The following is a 19150-nucleotide window of genomic DNA, read 5'->3' on the forward strand; positions in this document are numbered from 1 at the left end:
CAATTTTTATTCGCAAATCGGGAATCAGCCGCATCCCTATTGGCAATTAGACAGACCTGATTCTATTTTCATGATTATCTCTTTAGGCCGCATTTTCTCGCGTGCCGAAAACGTTTCATTTTTGAAACATCAAAGGCGTATTTGTCTGACTTAAACGAATGGCGGCGAAATACTAGCCGAATTGTTAGATGATTTTCGGTTGGCGGGCAAAAATGTTGCAGTGCGGCGAGCGCGCTCGGTCTTCCCGGCGCGCCTCGCCCGGCGCGCTCACAAGGTCAATTCGAACGACTTCAACAGGACGCCGGGCACCTGCATGCCGCCCGTGCCGCGCTCGCCCCACGTCGAGTCGCTCAACTGGAGTTCGGCGTGCGCGCCGATTCGCTCCAACTCGCTGCCGAACAGGCGATACAGGCTGTCGTCGAAGCGCATGGCTTCGAGCGGCGCGACGATCTGTCCGTCTTCGACCCAGAACGTCGCGAAACGCGTCATGCCGGTCAGGCGGCAAGTCATCCGATCAGAAAAGTTCACGTACCACACATTGCCGACGTAAAGACCCGTACCGAGTTGCGCGAGGATGTCGTCTTCCGGGAGATCGCCGGCTTGCATGGCGAGCGCCGCCGGGGATTCTTCCGCGAGCGCGCCGTTCGGCGTCAAGCCGTATTCACGGGCGCTGCGCGCATTGGTCAGTTGACCGGCGCTGCGGCCGGCCTCGATGAGCGAGACGCTTTCGCGCAAATAGCCGTCGTCGTTAAAGCCCGGCGTGATGCCCAGATTCAGATCTTCGCCGACGGTCACACGCGGATCGAGCGCGATTTCTCCGACATGCAGCCTGTACAACTCGCTGCGCGAACTGGCCTGCGCGCGTGCCGAGAACCCGCGCCACGCGGTGACGCCCAGCAATTCGGCCAGCGCGGCGGGTGCAAGCCACGCGCGATAGCGCCCCGGTTCGAGTGTCCGCGGCGGGCGCGCGAGCACCGCGAGACGCGCGGCGGCCTGCTGGACTTTGGCCGCGAACACCGCATCGCTCCAGTTGTCGCCGGCGTACGTGGTTTTGATCGCGCGGCCGCTCGGGTCGTACAGCGACCAGCTGAAGTTGAAATTGTCCACTTGATACCAGCCGCGGCTGCCGCGCGTGGACGCGAAGCCGCGCACGATCGTGCCGCCCGCGTAAAAGCCGACGAAATCGAGCCCCCGCGCGCATTCGGCGACGAGACGCGACACGCGCTCGGGCTCAGGCAACGTGCTGGATCGCTGCGTGACGCGCTGCCATGAAGAGCTATCGAACAGCAGATGCGGATCGTCGGCGGCGTCGCGCAGACTTTCGCGCAATGTGACGAGCGCGGCGCTCGCTTCGTGAATGTCCTGCTGTAAATCGCCACATACCGTCAGCGTGAAATACGCCTGACGCGAACCCTGAATCAGCCGCAAGGTCAACTTGCCTTGCGACACGACGCCGGTCTGCCGCACCTTGCCGGAATTGAAGCGGATAAAGTCGGACTGCTCGCCGGCAAACGAACTGAGCGTGGTTTCGCCCGGTTGCCGAAGGCGCTCGATGGCGTCGGCGAGTGAAGTGAAATGCCGCTGCCAGTTCACGGCGTGCGTGTCGTGCGATGGCGTGGACTCGCTCATCATGCGCCTCCGAACACATCGACATGGCTGAACACGCAGGCCGGCGAAGCGTGTCCCACGCGAATGATCTGCGCCGGTTCGCCCTTGCCGCACATCGACGTGCCATAAACTTCACGCGTGGACGCGTCGCCCACCGCGCTCAGGCTGCGCCAGAAATTCCCGGAGATGCCGCGATAGTTCGGCTGCTTGACGACCTGGGTCAGCTCGCCGTTCTCGATAAGCTGCCCGAATTCGCAGCCGAACTGAAACTTGTTGCGATGGTCGTCGATCGACCACGACGTGTTCGTGCGCATCAGGATGCCGTGTTCGATGTTGCCGATCATGTCCGCGAGCGAACTCTCGCCGGGCTCGACGTTCAGATTGGCCATGCGGTCGATGGGCGGCCGGTTCCAGTTCGACGCGCGCGAATTTGCGACGCCCGGCATGCGCGCGCGTTGCTGCGACAGCGCGCCGCCGAGCGGCCGCTCCAGCACGCCGTTGCGAATCAGGTATTGCTTGTGCGCTGCGGTGCCGTCGTCGTCGAAGGCATAGGCCGCGGCTTCCTCGCGCAACTCCGGGTCGAAGGTCACGTTCAGCAACTCGGAGCCGTAGCGATACGAGCCAAACATGTCCGGCTTGACGAAACTCCAGCCCGCGAAATTACGCTCGTCGCCGAGAATGCGGTCGAGTTCCAGCGGATGCCCAATCGACTCGTGAATCTGCAGCATCATCTGGTCGGGCATGAGCAGCAGATCGCGCTTGCCCGACGGGCAGTTCGGCGCAACCAGCAATTGCAAGGCTTCGCGCGCCACGCGCGTGCCCGCGCCGTGGAAGCCGAAGCGCGCGAGCACCTCCATGCCGCCCTGCGCGAGCGTGCCGTAATCGCCGCCGAGCGTGCGCACCTGCGTGTCGCCGTTCGCGTGCGCGGTCACGCTCAATTGCGGCATCACGAAGCGGAATCGTTGATCGATACGCACGCCGTCGCATGTGATGTAGAGCTGATCGGTGTGCGTGATCTGCACCGCCGCCACCCGCTCGACGATCCGCGAATCGAGATTCGCCGCCGCGCATTCGGCGCCGAGACGGTCGAGCCATTCGGCACGCCCCGGCAGTGCGTGCTGCGCATTCCGCGACATATATTCGCCGCTCGCCGACGGACGCACCACCTGCCGATGGTCGATCAATGACCATGCCGCGCTCGCTTCGGCGCGGGCGGTGGCGAGATCGAGCGCATGCTGCAAACCGGCCGCGGACAGATTCGCCGTTGCCGCGTAACCTGCTCCCGCGCCGACCCACGCGATCAGCATCGCGCCGCGATCGCGCACGGTGCGCAACGGCTGCGCGACGTCGTTGCGGATTTCGTGATTGTCGACTTGTTCATCGACAATGCGCAGCGACCAGAACGCCGCGCGGCTCTTAAGCGAGTGGGCGGCTTGCGCCCAACGTTCGTCGATCATTCAAGCTCCAGAAAAGACATGAGGGCACTGTGGACAGCCGATGCGCAAAGCGCTATCCGTTCGTGCCCTCACCCGCCTCGACCTGCGCGGCCGCGCCTGCTCCCGTGCTTGCGGTTCGCGCGAGCACAGGCTTCAACGCCGCGCCGGTATGGCTCGCGCGCACCTGCACGATGCCTTCGGGGTTCGTGGCCGCGACGACCGTGCCGCCGCCCACGCCGCCTTCCGGGCCCAGGTCGATGATCCAGTCCGCCTCGGCGATCACATCGAGATCGTGCTCGATCACGACCACACTATGACCGCCGTCCGCGAGACGATGCAGCACGCGTATCAGCTTCGCCACGTCGGCCATGTGCAGGCCGACGGTCGGTTCGTCGAGCACATACAACGTGTGCGGCGGCTTCTGACCGCGCCGCGTGATGTCGTCGCGCACCTTGCTCAACTCGGTGACGAGTTTGATGCGCTGCGCCTCGCCGCCCGACAACGTAGGCGACGGCTGGCCAAGCGTGAGGTAGCCGAGCCCGACGTCTTTCATCAATTGCAAGGGATGCGCGATGTTTGAGATGGGCTCGAAAAACTCGACGGCTTCGTCGATTTCCATGGTCAGCACGTCGCCGATATTCTTGCCGCGCCACGTGACCGCGAGCGTTTCCGGATTGAAGCGCTGCCCGTGGCACACGTCGCACGGCACCTTCACGTCCGGCAAAAAGCTCATGCCGATGGTGCGTACGCCTTGCCCTTCGCAAGCCGGACAACGGCCCTCGCCCGTATTGAACGAGAAGCGCGACGCCGTGTAGCCGCGCGCGCGCGCTTCGAGCGTACCGGCGAACAGTTTGCGGATCGCGTCCCACACGCCGATGTAGGTCGCGGGACACGAACGCGGTGTCTTGCCGATCGGCGTCTGGTCGACTTCGAGCACGCGGTCGATGCTCTCCCAACCGGTGATCGAATCGCAGCCCTGCCACGTATGCGTGACGTTCAGCGGCGCGCGCGGCGCGCTGCGCGCGAGCACGCTCGAACGACGGTTCGCGGCCGGCTTCTCCTCGGCCGCCGCGGCGCGCGCGCGCCGCGTGGCCGGCGATGACAACACCGAGCGCCCGACCGCGTCAAGCAGATTGGCCATCAGCACGTCGCGCGCGAGCGTGGACTTGCCCGAGCCGCTGACACCCGTCACCGCGACGAGCCGCGACAGCGGAATCGCCACCGTCACATTACGCAGGTTGTGCAGCTTGCCGCCATGCACGGTGAGCCAGTTCTCCGGCATGGGCGCCGCGCGTTTGCCCAGCGCGACGACCGTGCGGCGCGGCTGCAACGGATGCACGATGGGCGTTGCAAGAAACTGCCCGGTAAGCGAGTCGGGTTGCGCGGACAGATCCGCGACGCTGCCCTGCGCGATCAGCGTGCCGCCGCGCTTACCGGCGCCCGGCCCAATATCGATGATGTGATCGGCGCGGCGGATCGTGTCCTCGTCATGTTCGACGACCACGAGCGTATTGCCCTTGTCGCCGAGTTTGCGCAGCGCGTTCAACAGGATCTGGTTGTCGCGCGGATGCAGGCCGATGGTCGGCTCGTCCAGCACATAGCAGACCCCTTGCAGATTGCTGCCGAGTTGCGCGGCGAGCCGGATGCGCTGCGCCTCGCCGCCCGACAGGCTCGGCGCCGCGCGGTCGAGGCTCAGATAACCGAGCCCGACTTCTTCAAGAAATTGCAGACGGCTGCCAATCTCGCTCACTACGTCGCGCGCGATCTCCGCGTCGCGGCCGGTCATCTGCAGACTGTCGATCCACGCGCGCGTGCCGGAGACCGTCCATTGCGCGACGTCGGTAATGGCGTGCGCGTCGAACGTGACGGCACGCGCCGCCGGGTTCAGACGCGTGCCCGCGCAATCCGGACACGGTTCGTCGACGAGGCCTTCGGGCTCCTGCTCCTCCGACGGCAAGCTCTGCTCACGCCCGCGGTTGTCGTCCACCACGATGGTGTCGTCGTAGGCGGCGCGTTGTTCGCGCGTCAGCGAAAGTCCCGTGCCGACGCAGGTCGTACACCAGCCGTGCTTGCTGTTGTACGAGAACATGCGCGGATCGAGTTCGGGATAGCTCGTGCCGCACACCGGACACGCCCGCTTGGTGGACAGTACTTTCACCGCGCCGAGCTTCGCGGTGGGCAAGCCGCCGTTCATTGCGTCGTGCAGGCCGTCGAGCGGCGCGAGCAGGTGCATCACGCCCTTGCCGGCTTCCAGCGTCTGATCGAGCGCGTGACGCAGCTCTGCCTCGTTGTCCGGCGACACGGTCAGGTCGGCGACCGGCAATTCGATGGTGTGCTCGCGGAAGCGGTCGAGCTTCGGCCACGGGTCGACCGGCACGAATTCGCCGTCCACCCGCAAATGCGTGTTGCCGCGCGCCTTGGCCCACTTTGCGAGATCGGTGTAGACGCCCTTGCGATTGACCACCAGCGGCGCGAGGAAACCAACGTGCTGCCCTTTGTGGTCGCGCAGCAATTGCGCCGCGATCGACTCGACGCTCTGCGATGTAACCGGCGTGCCGTCATGAATGCAATGCTGCAAACCGAGCTTCACATACAGCAAGCGCAGAAAATGCCACACCTCGGAGGTGGTCGCCACCGTGCTCTTGCGGCCGCCGCGCGACAGACGCTGCTCGATAGCCACCGTTGGCGGAATGCCGTACACGGCATCCACTTCGGGCCGCCCCGCCGGCTGCACGATGGAGCGCGCATAGGCATTGAGCGATTCGAGATAGCGGCGCTGCCCTTCATGAAAAAGAATGTCGAAGGCGAGCGTGGACTTGCCCGACCCGGACACGCCGGTAATGACGTTGAATTTGCCGTGCGGAATATCGACGTCCAGCGCCTTCAGGTTGTGCTCGCGCGCATTGACGATGCGCACCACGTCCTCGCCTTCGATCGCCCGCCGCGCGCGCGCCGCGCTCAGCGCCTTCTGCAACGGCATGCCTTGTGAGACCGACTCCGCCGATTCCGCCGATTCCGCCGCCGCGCCCACCGCGCGGCCGTATTGCAGCAACGCCTCGCCGGTATGCGATTCCAGACAGTGCTTGACGTCTTCCGGCGTGCCCGCGCACAGCACGCGGCCGCCGCCGTCGCCGCCTTCCGGACCGAGATCGATGATCCAGTCGGCCGCGCGGATCACATCGAGATTGTGTTCGATCACGATCAGCGAATGGCCGCTTGCCAGCAATTTGCCGAACGCTTGCATCAGCTTCGCGATGTCGTCGAAATGCAGACCCGTGGTGGGCTCGTCGAACATGAAAAGCCGTTTTGCAACCGCCTGCTTCGCGCCACGCCCCGTGCGCGTTTGCGCGGATTCGGCGAGGAAACCGGCGAGCTTGAGCCGCTGTGCCTCGCCGCCGGACAGCGTGGGCACCGGCTGCCCGAGCTTCACATATTCGAGCCCCACGTCGACGATAGGCTGCAGCACGCGCACCACTTCCGTATCTTGCGCAAAGTAGGCGGCGGCCTCGCTGACGGTCAGTTCCAGCACGTCCGCAATGCTCAACGCACGCGCCGGTTCGCCGCGCTCGATCTTCACCTCCAGCAGTTCCGCGCGATAACGGCGCCCGTCGCAATCCGGACAACGCAGGTACACGTCGCTCAGAAACTGCATTTCGATATGTTCGAAGCCCGAGCCGCCGCACGTCGGGCAACGCCCGTCGCCGGAATTGAAGCTGAACATGCCCGGCCCGTAGCCGCGTTGCTGCGCGAGCGGCGCCTTCGCGAACAGCTTGCGGATTTCGTCGAACGCGCCGACATAGCTGGCCGGATTCGAGCGCGCGGTCTTGCCGATCGGCGACTGGTCGACGAATACCACGTCGGTCACCTGGTCCGCGCCGCTCAGGTTGCGGAACGCGCCGGGCGATTCGGTGGCGAGCCCGAAGTGCCGCGCCATGGCCGGATACAGCACGTCTTGCAGCAAGGTGGATTTGCCGGAGCCCGACACGCCCGTCACGCAGACGAGCCGCTGCAACGGAATTTCCACCGTGACGTCGCGCAGATTGTGTTCGGTCGCGCCTTCGAGCACGAGGCGCGGCGTGCTCGCATCCACCGGACGCTGAGACCAGTGCGCCGCGTCCGCCACCTGGCGCCGGCCGCCGAGATACTCGCCGGTCAGCGTGCCCGACGACCGGATCGACTCGGGCGCGCCGTCGAAAATGATCGAGCCGCCGCGCTCGCCCGGTCCCGGCCCCATGTCGATCAGACGGTCCGCCGCCAGCATGACCGACGGATCGTGCTCGACCACCACGAGCGTGTTACCCGCGTCACGCAGACGGTGCATGGCCTCCACGATCCGGTTGAGATCGCGCGGATGCAGCCCGATGCTCGGCTCGTCGAGCACGAACAGCGTTTTGGTCAGCGACGTGCCGAGCGCCGTGGTCAGATTGATCCGCTGTACCTCGCCGCCGGACAACGTGCGGCTTTGCCGGTCGAGCGTGAGATAGCCGAGGCCGACGTCGCACAGATATTTGAGGCGCGTGCGCACTTCGGCGAGCAGGAGCTTGAGCGCGTCGTCGAGCAGCGCGCTCGGCAGCGTGATGCCGTCGAAGAAGCGGCGGATTCGCTCGATCGGCATCAGCATCAGGTCGTGCACGGTCAGGCCGGGCAGCGCTTCGAGCTGCGCGCGGCGCCACTCCACGCCGCGCGGCATGAAGCGCTGCCCGGGCGCGAGCACCTCGTCCGCGTTCGCCTTGCTGCCGAGACGCCACAGCAGCGATTCCGTTTTCAGACGCGCGCCGCCGCAGGTTTCGCACGGCGTGTAGCTGCGGTATTTCGACAGCAGCACGCGGATATGCATCTTGTACGCCTTCGATTCGAGATATTCGAAGAAGCGTTTGACGCCATACCAATGGCTTTGCCACTTGCCGTTCCAGTCCGGCGAACCGTTGATCACCCAGTCGCGCTCGGCGTCTGTCAGTTCGCCCCACGGCGTGCCGCGACGGATGTCGGCTTTTGCCGCGTAGCGCATCAGATCGTCCTGACACTCCTTCCACGCGGGGGTTTGCATCGGCTTGATCGCGCCGTCGCGCAGCGTCTTGCGCGCGTCTGGAATGACAAGGCCGAGATCGACGCCAATCACGCGGCCGAAACCGCGGCAGACTTCGCACGCGCCGTAGGCCGAGTTGAACGAGAACAGCGCCGGCTGCGGATCGGCGTAGCGCAGATCGCTCTCGGGGCTGTGCAAGCCGGTGGAGAAACGCCAGATTTCCGGTTCGCTTTGAGGCGTGTCGGGCGTGTCGGGCGTGCCGGGCGTGCCGGGCGTGTCCGAGGCGGCGGGCAGCACATAGATATTCACGCGTCCGCCGCCGCGCTTGAGCGACGCCTCGATTGCCTCCACCACGCGCGCCTTGTCCACCGAGCGCAGCCGGAAGCGGTCGGCGACCACGTCGAGCAGCTTGCGCTTGCCGGTGGGCGAATCGACCTCTCGCTGCGCCTGCACGCGCGTATAGCCGCTTGCCGACAGCCATTGCTCGACTTCCTGCTCCGACGCGGACTCCGGCAATTCCACCGGAAATGTGACGACGAGGCGCGGATCGTCCTGCGCAGTGCGTTCGAGCAGATCCGCGTAAATGGTTTCAGGCGAATCGTGACGCACCTGCCGCGCCGTCTTGCGGTCGAACAGCTCCGCCGCGCGCGCGTAAAGCAGCTTCAGGTGGTCGTTGAGTTCCGTCATGGTGCCGACCGTGGAACGCGAACTGCGCACCGGATTGGTCTGGTCGATCGCGATGGCGGGCGGCACGCCGTCGACCCGGTCCACTTGCGGCCGGTCCATGCGGTCCAGAAACTGCCGGGCGTACGCGCTGAAGGTTTCGACGTAGCGCCGCTGCCCTTCCGCGTAAAGCGTGTCGAACACGAGGCTCGACTTGCCGGAACCGGACGGGCCGGTCACGACCGTCATTTCGCCGGTTTTCACGTCGAGATCGACGTTCTTGAGGTTGTGCTGGCGCGCGCCGCGAATCTTGATAGTGCCGTTGGATGACAATTTTTCCGACCGTGTGAATGAGTGGGCCACCTCTCACGGACGCCTCGCGACCGCGCAAGTTCAGTGCAAGCGCGCGGCGACCGACACGCGCCGAAGCCTGGCTTGAAGTGGAACACTATACTGTATATCTATACAGTTGTGCAGGCAGCCCGGCAGGCGTGGTCAGTGCAACTTCAGTTGCTACTTCAGTTGCAACTTCAGCCGCCGCCCTCCTTACGCCCGTCAAACGCGGTCAGCAGCCTGTGCGCGACCATGTCGATCGCGGGTTTGACGAGGCCGTTCTTGTCGGTCCACACCTTCGGCGTCAGCGCGCCGCTCAATGCGACGCTGTCGGCATCGCTCAAGGCGAGCAGCGCGCTTTGCAGGTCGTCGTCGAAAGCGATCACATTGATAAAAATCGTGTCGCCGTCGTTGGTCGTCGCGCGAACCTTGCAGGTCACGAAACGCGTGCCGTTCTGCCCCGCGCGAATCTGCGCCTCGCCGTATAAACGTCCGCTCACCAGTCCATCTATCATGGTCGTGCTCCGTTGATTGTCTGACTCGCGGCGCGCGCGCTCATGCGCCCGCCGCTATATCGATGCCGCGCACGAGCCGCTGCGCGAGCCGCGCCTCGCGCAGCTGATCGAGCCACCATTGCAGCGCGCGGCCTTCATGCTCGCCGCGCCAGGCGACATACAGCACGTTCGGCTCGCGCGGGTCGGCCGTGACTTTTTCGAGCAGATCGCCGCGCGCGAGCAGCGACGCGATCCGCTCGCGCGGCAGCCAGCCGACGCCCAGCCCGTCCCTTTGCGCCAGAATTTTGGCCCGCATGCTCGGCACGGCCAGCGCGGCCTGCCCGCCTATCACGCCATACGCGCGCCCCGTGCCCGGCGCGCCGCCGCGCGACGAATCGGCCACCACCACCGCGCGATGCGCGAGAATCCGCTCGCGTTCGAGCGGACCGTCGGCGCTCGCGAGCGGATGACGCGGCGACACCGCGAATACCCAGTCCATCACGCCCAGCTCGAACCAGCGCAGGCCCGGAATCGCCGGCGGCTCGTTGGTCGCGCCGACGATCACATCCGCGCGGCCGTCGCGCAGCGCCTCCCATGTCCCGCCCAGCACCTCGTGCGTGAAACGCAGCCTGACGCCGGAGTCGAGCTGATCGAATGCGCGCACCACCGGCATCAGCAGCTCGAACTCGATCACCTCGTCGGTCACGATCCACAGCCGGTCTTCCCAGCCGCTCGCGATCTGCCGCACGCGCTGCGTCATGCGCGACATGTCGAGCATCAGACGCGCGGCTTCGTCGGCGAGAAGCTGCCCTGCGGGCGTGAGTTGCAGGCGGTAGCGCCGCCGGTCGAACAGCAGCGCGTCGAAGCGCGTTTCGAGTTGCCGCGCGGCGTGCGAGACCGTCGAGGGCGCCTTGCCGAGCCGCGCCGCCGCGCGCGACAGGCTGCCCGTCTGCCGTATCGCTTCGAGCAAGGCCAGTTCTTGCGCTGACAACATGGTCAACTCCCTCGAAGACGATCGTCGGCTTTCGCCGCCTCGAAAAGGTCGCGCAGCCACTGCGCGAACACCCGCACGCGCGACGACAATTGCCGGTTCTGCGGATACAGCACGGACACCGGCATCGGCGGCGGCGGAAAGTCCGCGAGGATGATTTTCAGCCGCCCTGCCGCGAGTTCGTCCGTCACGCGATAGTGCGGCACCTGCACGATGCCGAGCCCGGCCACCGCCGAGCCCGTGTAAAGCTCCGTGCCCGTGACCGACACCGCGCCTGGCAGGAACATCGGCGTGACGCGTCCTTCGATGCCGAATTCCAGCGGCACCGGCTTGCCCGTCGCGCTCGATACGTAGTTGACCGCGCGGTGCGCGGCAAGCGCCGACGGCTCGGCAGGCTCGCCGTATTTTTCCAGATAGCCGGGGCTCGCCACGGTCACTTGCCGCAATTGCGCGACGCGCCGCCCGATCATCGACGAATCTTGCAGCGTGCCTGTGCGCAGCACGCAGTCGACGCCCTCGCGCACCAGATCGACGAGGCGGTCGTCTTCGCCGATTGTCAGCTCGATGCCCGGAAAACGCGCGAGAAACGCCGGCAGCGCCGGCACCACGAAATGACGCGCGAGCGTGCCTTGCAGATTGACGCGCAACAGACCCTTCGGCGCGAGGTTCGAAAACGAGCCCTCCGCCTCTTCCATGTCGGCGATCAGCCGCACGCAGCGGCCGTAATACGCCTCGCCGTCCGGCGTCAGACGCACGGTGCGGGTGGTGCGTTCGAGCAGCCGCGCGCCGAGCCGCTCTTCCATGCGCTTGACGAGGTTGGTCACGGTGGCGCGCGGAATCTGCAGGTCGTCGGACGCGCGCGTGAAGCTCTGGCGCTCCGCGACGCGCACGAACACCCGCATTTCCTCGAAACGATCCATGGACGCCGTGCCTGTTCAAAAGGTTATTGTTAAATCAACTGGAATGATGATGGCGAGTCTAAACCGATTATCCCGAAGCGGAAAGCGTCGATGATGGCGTCATCCATCCACTATCGAGAAGGAAGCGCACCATGAACACGAATGCAAACGCCCAGGTCGCCATTGTCACCGGCGCATCGCGCGGCATCGGCGCGGCCCTTGCCAAGCGCCTCGCGCACGATGGCTTCGCGGTCGCCGTCAACTACGCCGCGAGTGCGAACGAAGCCGAGACGCTGGTCGCCGAACTGAACGCAGGCGGCGCGAAGGCGATCGCGGTGCAAGCCGACGTGTCGCAAGCGGACGACGTGCGCCGTCTGTTCGACACGGCCGAGCAGCAATTGGGCAAGGTGGACGTGCTGATCAACAACGCCGGCGTGATCAAGCCGACGCCGCTCGCCGACACGAGCGACGCGCTCTACGACCGCGCGTTCGACATCAACGTGCGCGGCACTTTCAACACGTTGCGGGAAGCCGCGGGCCGCATCAATCGTGGCGGGCGCATCGTCAATTTTTCGAGCACCACGCTCGCGTTGAATCTGCCGGGCTATGCGATCTACAACGCGACGAAGGCCGCCGTGGAGGCGTTCACGCAGGTGTTCGCGAAGGAATTGCGCGGGCGCGGCATCACCGTGAACGCGGTGGCGCCGGGTCCGGTCGCCACGTCGCTCTTTTTCGACGGCAAGACCGACGAGCAGATCCAGCACTTTGCAAAGATGCCGCCGCTCGAGCGCCTCGGCCAGCCGGACGACATTGCCGCGGTGGTGGCGTTTCTCGCGAGCGCGCAGGCGGGCTGGGTGAATGGCCAGGTGCTGCGCGCGAACGGCGGGCTTGCTTGAAGCAGGAAGAGAATGTCGGCGATGGCCGGCGATGGCCGCAGGCTGGCGCAGACCGCCGCCCACTGTCGCCGATTTGCGGCGACCGGCGGCGACCGGCGGAGACTGGCGGCGGCGGCCAGCACCCAGGCGCCCGCCGCGCCCCTACACCGCCCCCGGATTGCGCTCCGCGAATCCTTCCTGGTGCCAGTACGGATAAGCAGGCCGCACGGCGCTCGCCGCGTCGAGCCGCGCGACCTGCTCCGGCGTCAGGTTCCAGCCGACCGCGCCGAGGTTCTGGCGCAACTGCTCCTCATTGCGAGCGCCGATCAGCACCGTCGAGACCGTCGGACGCTGAAGCAGCCAGTTCAGCGCGATCTGCGGCACGGTCTTGCCGGTTTCGACGGCGATCTCGTCGATCGCGTCGAGCACGCGGAACAGATACTCCTGCGGCACCGGCGGCCCCATGTCGGCGGTCTTGTGCAACCGGCTCGTATCGGGCAGCGGCTGGCCGCGCTTGATCTTGCCGGTCAGACGTCCCCAACCGAGCGGACTCCACACGACGGCGCCCACGCCCTGATCGACGCCGAGCGGCATCAGCTCCCACTCGTAGTCGCGGCCGACCAGCGAGTAGTACGTCTGGTTCGCGACATAACGCGGATAGCCGTAGCGGTCGGCGGTATCGAGCGATTTCATCAGATGCCAGCCGGAGAAGTTCGACACGCCCGTGTAGCGGATCTTGCCCGCGCGCACCAGATCGTCGAGCGTGGACAGCACTTCGGCGACCGGCGTGCGGGCGTCGAAACCATGCAACTGGAACAGGTCGATGTAGTCGGTTTGCAAGCGCTTGAGCGCGGCGTCCACAGCCTGGATCAGATGGAAGCGCGACGAGCCGACGTTGTTCGGAGCGTCGTCGAAGCGGAAGGTCGCCTTGGTCGAAATGATCGCCTGGTCGCGCTTGCCCTTCAGCGCTTCGCCGAGCACCGACTCGGACGCGCCGCTCGAATAGATGTCGGCGGTATCGAACATGCTCACGCCCGCGTCGAGGCAGATGTCGATCAGACGCCGCGCTTGCGCGACGTCAGTCGCGCCCCACGCCTGAAAAAATTCGCCCTTGCCGCCAAACGTGCCCGTGCCGAAACTCAGCACCGGCACCTTGAAACCGGACGCACCCAGATGTCTGTATTCCATTGATGATTCTCCGTGGCCTGACCGCCGTTAAACGGAGCTTCAGTCTACGCCGCTCCGCGCGAGGGCGTCGCCAGCGAGCGCACTGCCGACGGCTTTCATCACGCTGTCCCAGTCGCCCAGCGCGGGCTGCCTGAAGAGCCGCGCGCGCGGATACCAGGGCGTGTCGCCGCGCTCCAGCAGCCAGCGCCAGCAGGTGTCGAAACGGTTCAGCATCCACACCGGCCGGTCGAGCGCGCCGGCCAGATGCGCGGTGGACGTATCGACGGAAATCACCAGATCGAGGTTCGCCACGAGCGCGGCGGTATCGGCGAAATCGCGCAGTTCCCCGGTGTAATCGATCACGCGCGGCGCCCATTCGCTCGCGGCCAGTTGTTGCGCGGCCGGCCCTTTTTGCAGGCTGAAAAACTGCACATTGGACAGGTCCGCCACGTCGAGAATCGGCGCGAGGCGCGCGAGCGTGACCGAGCGGCGCGCGTCGTTCTTGCGAAGCTCCGCGACATGCGGACGGTTGCCGCCTGCCCACACGAGCCCGACCTTAAGACGCCCTTGCGCGTCGGCGTCCACGCGTTCGCGCCATGCGCGCGCGGCGCCGGGCTGCGCGAAGAGATAAGGCGTGACCGACGCAATCGTGGCGGCATCGGTTCGAAACGCGAGCGGCAAGCTCAGCAGCGGGCAGTGGCAATCGAACGGCGGCAACGGGTCGCCGGCTTGAATCAACTGATCGACGCCCGCAAGCGTGGACATCAGCCGCAGCAATTCGGGCTGCACTTCGAGGATCACCGACGCGCCGAGCTTCGAGACCATCGCGGCGTAGCGGCAGAATTGCAGCGTGTCGCCCAGTCCCTGCTCGGCGTGCAGCAGGATCGTCTTGCCCGCGAGCGAAAAGTCGCCCAGCCAGAGCGGTTGCGCAAACACGCGCCGGCTTGCGCGGATGCGGCTGCGCTCCCAGCGCCACTCGTATTTTCGCCAGCCAGCTTCGAAGCGCCCCATTTGCAGCAGACACAGCGATTCGTTCCAATGCGTCTCCGCAGCCTCGGGATTCAGGGCCAGCGCGCGCCCGTAACTGATCAGCGCTTCTGCATGCCGGTTCAGATCGATCTGCGCGAGGCCGAGGTTGTTCCATGCATCGACGAAACCCGGCGCCAGTTCCAGCGCGCGCCGGTAGCTCGCTTCAGCCTGCCCCGGCTCGTTCAGGTCGGCGAGCGCATTGCCGCGATTGCTCCATGCGTGCGCAAAGCCGGGTTGCACGGCGAGCGCGCGGTCGCAGCTCGCGAGCGCGTCGGCGGGACGGCCGAGATCACGCAGCACGCACGCGCGATTGTTCCAGGCGTCGGCAAAATCCGCCGCGAGTGCAATCGCGCGGTCGAAACTGGCCAGCGCGTCAAGCGGCGCGTCGAGGCCCGCTTGCGCATTGCCGCGATTGTTCAGCGCGTCGGGAAATTCAGGCTGCAAGGCGAGCGCGCGATTGGCGCTCGCGAGGGCTTCGCCGAAACGATGCAGCGCGTTCAGCGCATACGCGAGGTTGGAATGGACCGCCGCCTGCTTCGGATTGACCGCGAGCGCTTTTTTCAGCCATTCGACGCCCTCTTGCAGGCGGCCCGTCTGCAACGCCAACGCGCCCGACAATTGCAGCGCGTCAGCGTGACGAGGCTTGAGTTCGAGAATCTCCCGGTAAAGCTCCTCCGCCTCAACCAATGCGCCGTTCCGCTGAAGCGCGACGGCTTGCTGGAGCATTCGGTCCAACTGTTGCGGCAAATAGGCAGGCTTGCTCATTCGATGAACCCGGAAAACGCGCGGCGCGTCGGAAATCTTAGCGTCATCCGGCGGGACGCGCTTGGCGAAAGGGGTGGAATCGCGGCGCGAGCCAGGCGGAAAAGCACGCGCAAACGCGCCGCGCGCCAACCGCAAGCCCGGTCAAACCGCGCCAAACCACACCCAACCAGGGATTCCCAGCCCATCCGCGCCGACGCGCTGAATTTTTCGGCAACCGCGCCGATAACAAAAGGGAAGCGGCGCGTCGGCATGAACGCAACGTCAGCGCGCGCCCACGCACCGACATTCTGGAGAGATTCGATGGCAGCAGAAAACCGCGCGCACGACGAACGCAGCAATCTGACGAGTTCCAACAAATTCGAACTGCTGCTGTACCGGCTGGGTTCCGTCCCCGGCAGTGACGCGCACGAGCTTTACGGGATCAACGTATTCAAGGTCCGCGAGATTTCGACGATGCCGCCGGTCACGCCGATCGCCGGTTCGTCGCCGTTCGTGATGGGCGCGGTGGACATTCGCGGCCAGATCATTCCCGTGATCGACTTGCCGCGCCTGATGGGCTGCGAGCCCACGCGCGGCCTGAACATCCTGCTCGTGACCGAATTCGCGCGCTCCACTCAGGCGTTCGCGGTCGAGGAAGTGGACGACATCGTGCGGCTCGAATGGAATCAGGTGTTGACCGCCGAGGGCGCGGCGGGCGGCAATCTCGTGACGAGCATCGCGCGGATCGACGGCAATACCGGCAACTCGCGGCTCGCCCAGGTGATCGACGTCGAACAGGTGCTGCGCGACGTGTTCCCGTCGCAGCATCCGAGCGTGGACCCGAGTTCCGTCGGCGACGCGCTGGGCATTCGCCCCGGCGCGAAGATTCTCGCCGCCGACGACTCCGGCTTCGCGCGCAAGCTGATCGAACAGGCGCTGACCGCGATCGGCGCCGAGTACGTGATGACCAAGACCGGCGAGGAAGCCTGGCAGACCTTGCAGAAGGTCGCGGAAGAAGCGCAATCGACCGGCGCGCGCGTGCAGGACAGCATCGCGCTCGTTCTGACCGACCTCGAAATGCCGGAAATGGACGGCTTCATGCTGACGCGCCAGATCAAGGCCGACGAACGCATGCGCGACATTCCGGTGATCATCCATTCGTCGTTGACGGGCGCGGCCAACGAAGCGCACGTGAAGAACGCCGGCGCGAATGGCTACGTCGCGAAGTTCGCCGCGGCCGAACTGGCGGATGCGATTCGCACCGCGCTGATGTCGCCGGCGCAAGCGTCCGTCTGATAAAACGCATGACGTGGCGCAACCCGGCGCCTCGAAGCGCCGGGCCTCGCTTTGCCGCTACATGGGCGTCGAGCCGTCGTTCGGACGATGCGGCTCGGCCGCCGCAATCGCCGCGCCGGTTTGATCGTGGCGCACGTCACCGTCCTGCCAGCGCGACGCCGAACTCTCCGTCACACAGTCTGCTGTGCTGAGCGACAGCAGCACCGGCACCGACTTGTACGAAGGCGTGCCGCTGCGCACATCGAAGTCGTGCAGCGAGACGAGACCATTCGCCTCCGGATAGTAAGCCGCCAGCGAGCCGCGCGGAATGTCGTAAGCGACAGCCGTGAGCCCGCACAGACGCCGCGATCCGCCGACACTTACCGTTGTCTCGATCGCCTCCAGATCGACGAGATCGCCATGCTGCAAGCCGCGCGCCTCGAGATCCTCCTCGTTGACGAAGACAACATCGCGCCGGCCCGTGATGCCGCGATAGCGGTCGTTAAAGCTGTAGATCGTCGTGTTGTATTGATCGTGGCTGCGGATCGTGGCGAGCAGCAGCGCGTCGCTGCGGTCGGCGCGCGGATCTTCCATCACGCCCTTGTGCGCAATGAAGCGCGCGCGGCCCTCGGGCGTGTCCCAGCGGCGCGCCGAAGCGGCGTTGTAAAGACGAAACCCGCCCGGCTCGCGGATGCGTTCGTTATAGCGCTCGAACTGCGGAAACACCGCTTCGATCATATCGCGAATGCGGCTGTAATCGGCGATCCAGCCGTCCCAGTCGAGCATCGGATCGTCGAGTGTCGCCTTCGCGATGCCGGCCACGATCGCCGGTTCAGAGCGCAGCAGCGCCGAGGCCGGCTGCAACGATCCTTGCGACGCATGCACCATCGACATCGAATCCTCGACGGTCACGGACTGCGGCCCGCTCTTCTGGATGTCGAGTTCCGTGCGCCCCAGACACGGCAACAGCAGCGTCTCTTTGGCGGCCAGCAGGTGCGAGCGGTTCAGCTTCGTGGCGATATGCACGGCGAGATCGAGCTTGCGGATCGCGTCGAAACACACGCCGGGGTCCGACATCGCGACCGGCAGATTGCCGCCGAGGCAAATCAGCGCCTTGGCGCGTCCCTCGTGCATGGCCTCGATTGCAGCAATCGCGCCGTGCCCATGCTCGCGCGGCGGTTCGAAGCCGAACACGCGCTTGAGCGAATCGAGGAAAGCAGGCGGCGGCACTTCGGTAATGCCGACCGTGCGGTCGCCTTGCACATTCGAGTGACCGCGCAGCGGACAGATGCCCGCGCCGTCGCGTCCGATGTTCCCGCGCAGCAGCAACAGGTTGGCCAGTTGCTGAACGTTCGCCGTGCCGCTGCGATGCTGCGTGATGCCCATTCCATAGCACACGATCACGGCGCGCGCCTGCGCATAAATGCGCGCGAGTTTTTCGATTTCCTCGCGCGCGACGCCCGAGCTCGAGACGATATCGTCCCACGGCGTCGCCTTCAGATCCTGCACGAGTTCGTCGAAACCCGTGGTGTTCGCGTCGATGAACGCGCGATCCAGCACGCCCTCGCCGCCCGCTTGACGGCTTTCGTCGTCCATCGCGAGCAGCGTTTTCATCATGCCTTTCAGCACCGCGACGTCGCCGCCGATTTTCAGCTGCACGTAGTCGGTGGCAATCGGCGTGGAGCGCCCCGTGGCCATTTCCACGGGATCTTGCGGCGACGTGAAACGCTCCAGACCGCGCTCGCGCAGCGGATTGAGGACCACGATTTTCGCGCCGCGGCGCGCGGCCTCGCGCAACGTGGCGAGCATGCGCGGATGATTGGTGCCTGGGTTGTGTCCAATCGAGAAAATCGCATCGCAATGGTCGAAATCGGCGAGCGTGACGGTGCCCTTGCCCACGCCGATCGATTCGGGAAGGCCGACGCTCGTCGGCTCGTGGCACATGTTCGAACAGTCCGGAAAGTTGTTCGTGCCGAAGCGGCGCGCCAGTAACTGGAACAGAAACGCCGCCTCGTTCGACGCGCGGCCCGACGTGTAGAACTCGGCCATGTCCGGATCGGGCAACGCGCGCATGGCGGCGCCGATGCGCGCGAAAGCTTCGTCCCATTCGATGGGCACGTAGCGATCCGTGGCGGCGTCGTAGCGCATCGGATGAGTGAGCCGCCCTTCGTCTTCGAGCGCGAAATCGCTCCACGTCCACAGTTCGCTCACCGGATGCCGCGCGAAGAAACCGGGCGTCGTGCGTTTGCTCGTGGCTTCCCACGACACCGCCTTGGCGCCGTTTTCGCAGAACTCGAACGATGACGTGCTGTGCGGATCGGGCCAAGCGCAGCCGGGGCAATCAAAACCCGCGGGCTGATTGACCTTCAACAGCATTTTCGCCTCGCGTCCTACGCCCATCTGCTGGCGCAGCGCACGCGCGACCGCTTGCAACGCACCCCAGCCGCCCGCCGGGCCGCCATAGGGCCCGACGCCTGGTACTTCTCGCTTGCTCATCGTAATCCTCCGTTCGACGTCTGCACGAGGGCGCAAGCGGTGTGCCTGGCGGCGCACCATGGCGTCGGAACGCAGGATCTTGTGACTAGGGAAAGCGAGCCGGAAAGCCGTCAA

11 protein-coding genes are annotated in these 19150 nt (G+C 65.6%); 2 read left to right on the top strand and 9 right to left on the bottom strand.

Going from position 1 to position 19150, the window contains the following annotated elements:
• Window positions 1-267: 267 nt before the first annotated feature.
• From VOM14_RS20745 to VOM14_RS20770, 6 genes are all read right to left on the bottom strand, one after another.
• Window positions 268-1632: a metallopeptidase TldD-related protein gene (locus VOM14_RS20745; protein WP_442955569.1), complete on the bottom strand. Its 1365-nt coding sequence runs from the start codon at window positions 1630-1632 to the stop codon at window positions 268-270.
• Window positions 1629-3065, bottom strand: a complete 1437-nt coding sequence (locus VOM14_RS20750; RefSeq protein ID WP_327630618.1) for a TldD/PmbA family protein — start codon at window positions 3063-3065, stop codon at window positions 1629-1631. Before VOM14_RS20750 ends, VOM14_RS20745 begins: the two co-directional genes overlap by 4 nt.
• A gap of 52 nt (window positions 3066-3117) precedes the next feature.
• Window positions 3118-9066 carry an excinuclease ABC subunit UvrA gene (uvrA, locus tag VOM14_RS20755; protein WP_327630619.1) on the bottom strand — a complete coding sequence of 1983 codons (5949 nt, stop codon included), beginning with the start codon at window positions 9064-9066 and terminating at the stop codon, window positions 3118-3120.
• Between the two features lie 197 nt (window positions 9067-9263).
• The gene (locus tag VOM14_RS20760) at window positions 9264-9581 is read right to left on the bottom strand and encodes a single-stranded DNA-binding protein (protein ID WP_327630620.1); all 318 of its coding nucleotides are present in this window, start codon (window positions 9579-9581) and stop codon (window positions 9264-9266) included.
• A 40-nt stretch (window positions 9582-9621) separates the two neighbouring features.
• Window positions 9622-10554: a LysR family transcriptional regulator gene (locus VOM14_RS20765; protein WP_327630621.1), complete on the bottom strand. Its 933-nt coding sequence runs from the start codon at window positions 10552-10554 to the stop codon at window positions 9622-9624.
• A 2-nt stretch (window positions 10555-10556) separates the two neighbouring features.
• On the bottom strand, window positions 10557-11471 hold the full coding sequence (locus VOM14_RS20770) for a LysR family transcriptional regulator (RefSeq protein WP_327630622.1): 915 nt from the start codon (window positions 11469-11471) through the stop codon (window positions 10557-10559).
• 131 nt (window positions 11472-11602) lie between these two features.
• Between VOM14_RS20770 and VOM14_RS20775 the strand changes: the two genes are divergently transcribed.
• Window positions 11603-12346 (top strand): SDR family oxidoreductase, encoded by a 744-nt coding sequence (locus tag VOM14_RS20775; protein ID WP_327630623.1) that lies wholly within the window; start codon window positions 11603-11605, stop codon window positions 12344-12346.
• Window positions 12347-12487: 141 nt separating this feature from the next.
• On the opposite strand, the gene VOM14_RS20780 is transcribed toward VOM14_RS20775, so the two are convergent.
• The gene (locus tag VOM14_RS20780; protein ID WP_327630624.1) at window positions 12488-13513 is read right to left on the bottom strand and encodes an aldo/keto reductase; all 1026 of its coding nucleotides are present in this window, start codon (window positions 13511-13513) and stop codon (window positions 12488-12490) included.
• Between the two features lie 39 nt (window positions 13514-13552).
• On the bottom strand, window positions 13553-15286 hold the full coding sequence (locus VOM14_RS20785) for a tetratricopeptide repeat-containing glycosyltransferase family protein (RefSeq protein WP_327630625.1): 1734 nt from the start codon (window positions 15284-15286) through the stop codon (window positions 13553-13555).
• Window positions 15287-15586: 300 nt separating this feature from the next.
• Here VOM14_RS20785 and VOM14_RS20790 point away from each other — a divergent pair, with 300 nt between their 5' ends.
• A complete protein-coding gene (locus VOM14_RS20790) occupies window positions 15587-16561 on the top strand; it encodes a chemotaxis protein (protein ID WP_327630626.1) in 975 nt (324 codons plus the stop codon).
• 57 nt (window positions 16562-16618) lie between these two features.
• Here VOM14_RS20790 and VOM14_RS20795 read toward each other — a convergent pair whose 3' ends face one another.
• Window positions 16619-19036 carry an FdhF/YdeP family oxidoreductase gene (locus VOM14_RS20795; RefSeq protein ID WP_327630627.1) on the bottom strand — a complete coding sequence of 806 codons (2418 nt, stop codon included), beginning with the start codon at window positions 19034-19036 and terminating at the stop codon, window positions 16619-16621.
• Window positions 19037-19150 lie beyond the last annotated feature (114 nt).

Origin of the sequence: Paraburkholderia sp. MPAMCS5 (assembly GCF_036016995.1) — a bacterium.
Lineage (GTDB): Bacteria > Pseudomonadota > Gammaproteobacteria > Burkholderiales > Burkholderiaceae > Paraburkholderia.

Bases quoted from the DNA above. Each gene is read 5' to 3' on its own strand.
- VOM14_RS20745 (WP_442955569.1), bottom strand. From the start codon at position 1,632: ATGATGAGCGAGTCCACGCCATCGCACGACACGCACGCCGTGAACTGG.
- VOM14_RS20750 (WP_327630618.1), bottom strand. From the start codon at position 3,065: ATGATCGACGAACGTTGGGCGCAAGCCGCCCACTCGCTTAAGAGCCGC.
- VOM14_RS20760 (WP_327630620.1), bottom strand. From the start codon at position 9,581: ATGATAGATGGACTGGTGAGCGGACGTTTATACGGCGAGGCGCAGATT.
- VOM14_RS20765 (WP_327630621.1), bottom strand. From the start codon at position 10,554: ATGTTGTCAGCGCAAGAACTGGCCTTGCTCGAAGCGATACGGCAGACG.
- VOM14_RS20770 (WP_327630622.1), bottom strand. From the start codon at position 11,471: ATGGATCGTTTCGAGGAAATGCGGGTGTTCGTGCGCGTCGCGGAGCGC.
- VOM14_RS20775 (WP_327630623.1), top strand. From the start codon at position 11,603: ATGAACACGAATGCAAACGCCCAGGTCGCCATTGTCACCGGCGCATCG.
- VOM14_RS20780 (WP_327630624.1), bottom strand. From the start codon at position 13,513: ATGGAATACAGACATCTGGGTGCGTCCGGTTTCAAGGTGCCGGTGCTG.
- VOM14_RS20785 (WP_327630625.1), bottom strand. From the start codon at position 15,286: ATGAGCAAGCCTGCCTATTTGCCGCAACAGTTGGACCGAATGCTCCAG.
- VOM14_RS20790 (WP_327630626.1), top strand. From the start codon at position 15,587: ATGGCAGCAGAAAACCGCGCGCACGACGAACGCAGCAATCTGACGAGT.
- VOM14_RS20795 (WP_327630627.1), bottom strand. From the start codon at position 19,036: ATGAGCAAGCGAGAAGTACCAGGCGTCGGGCCCTATGGCGGCCCGGCG.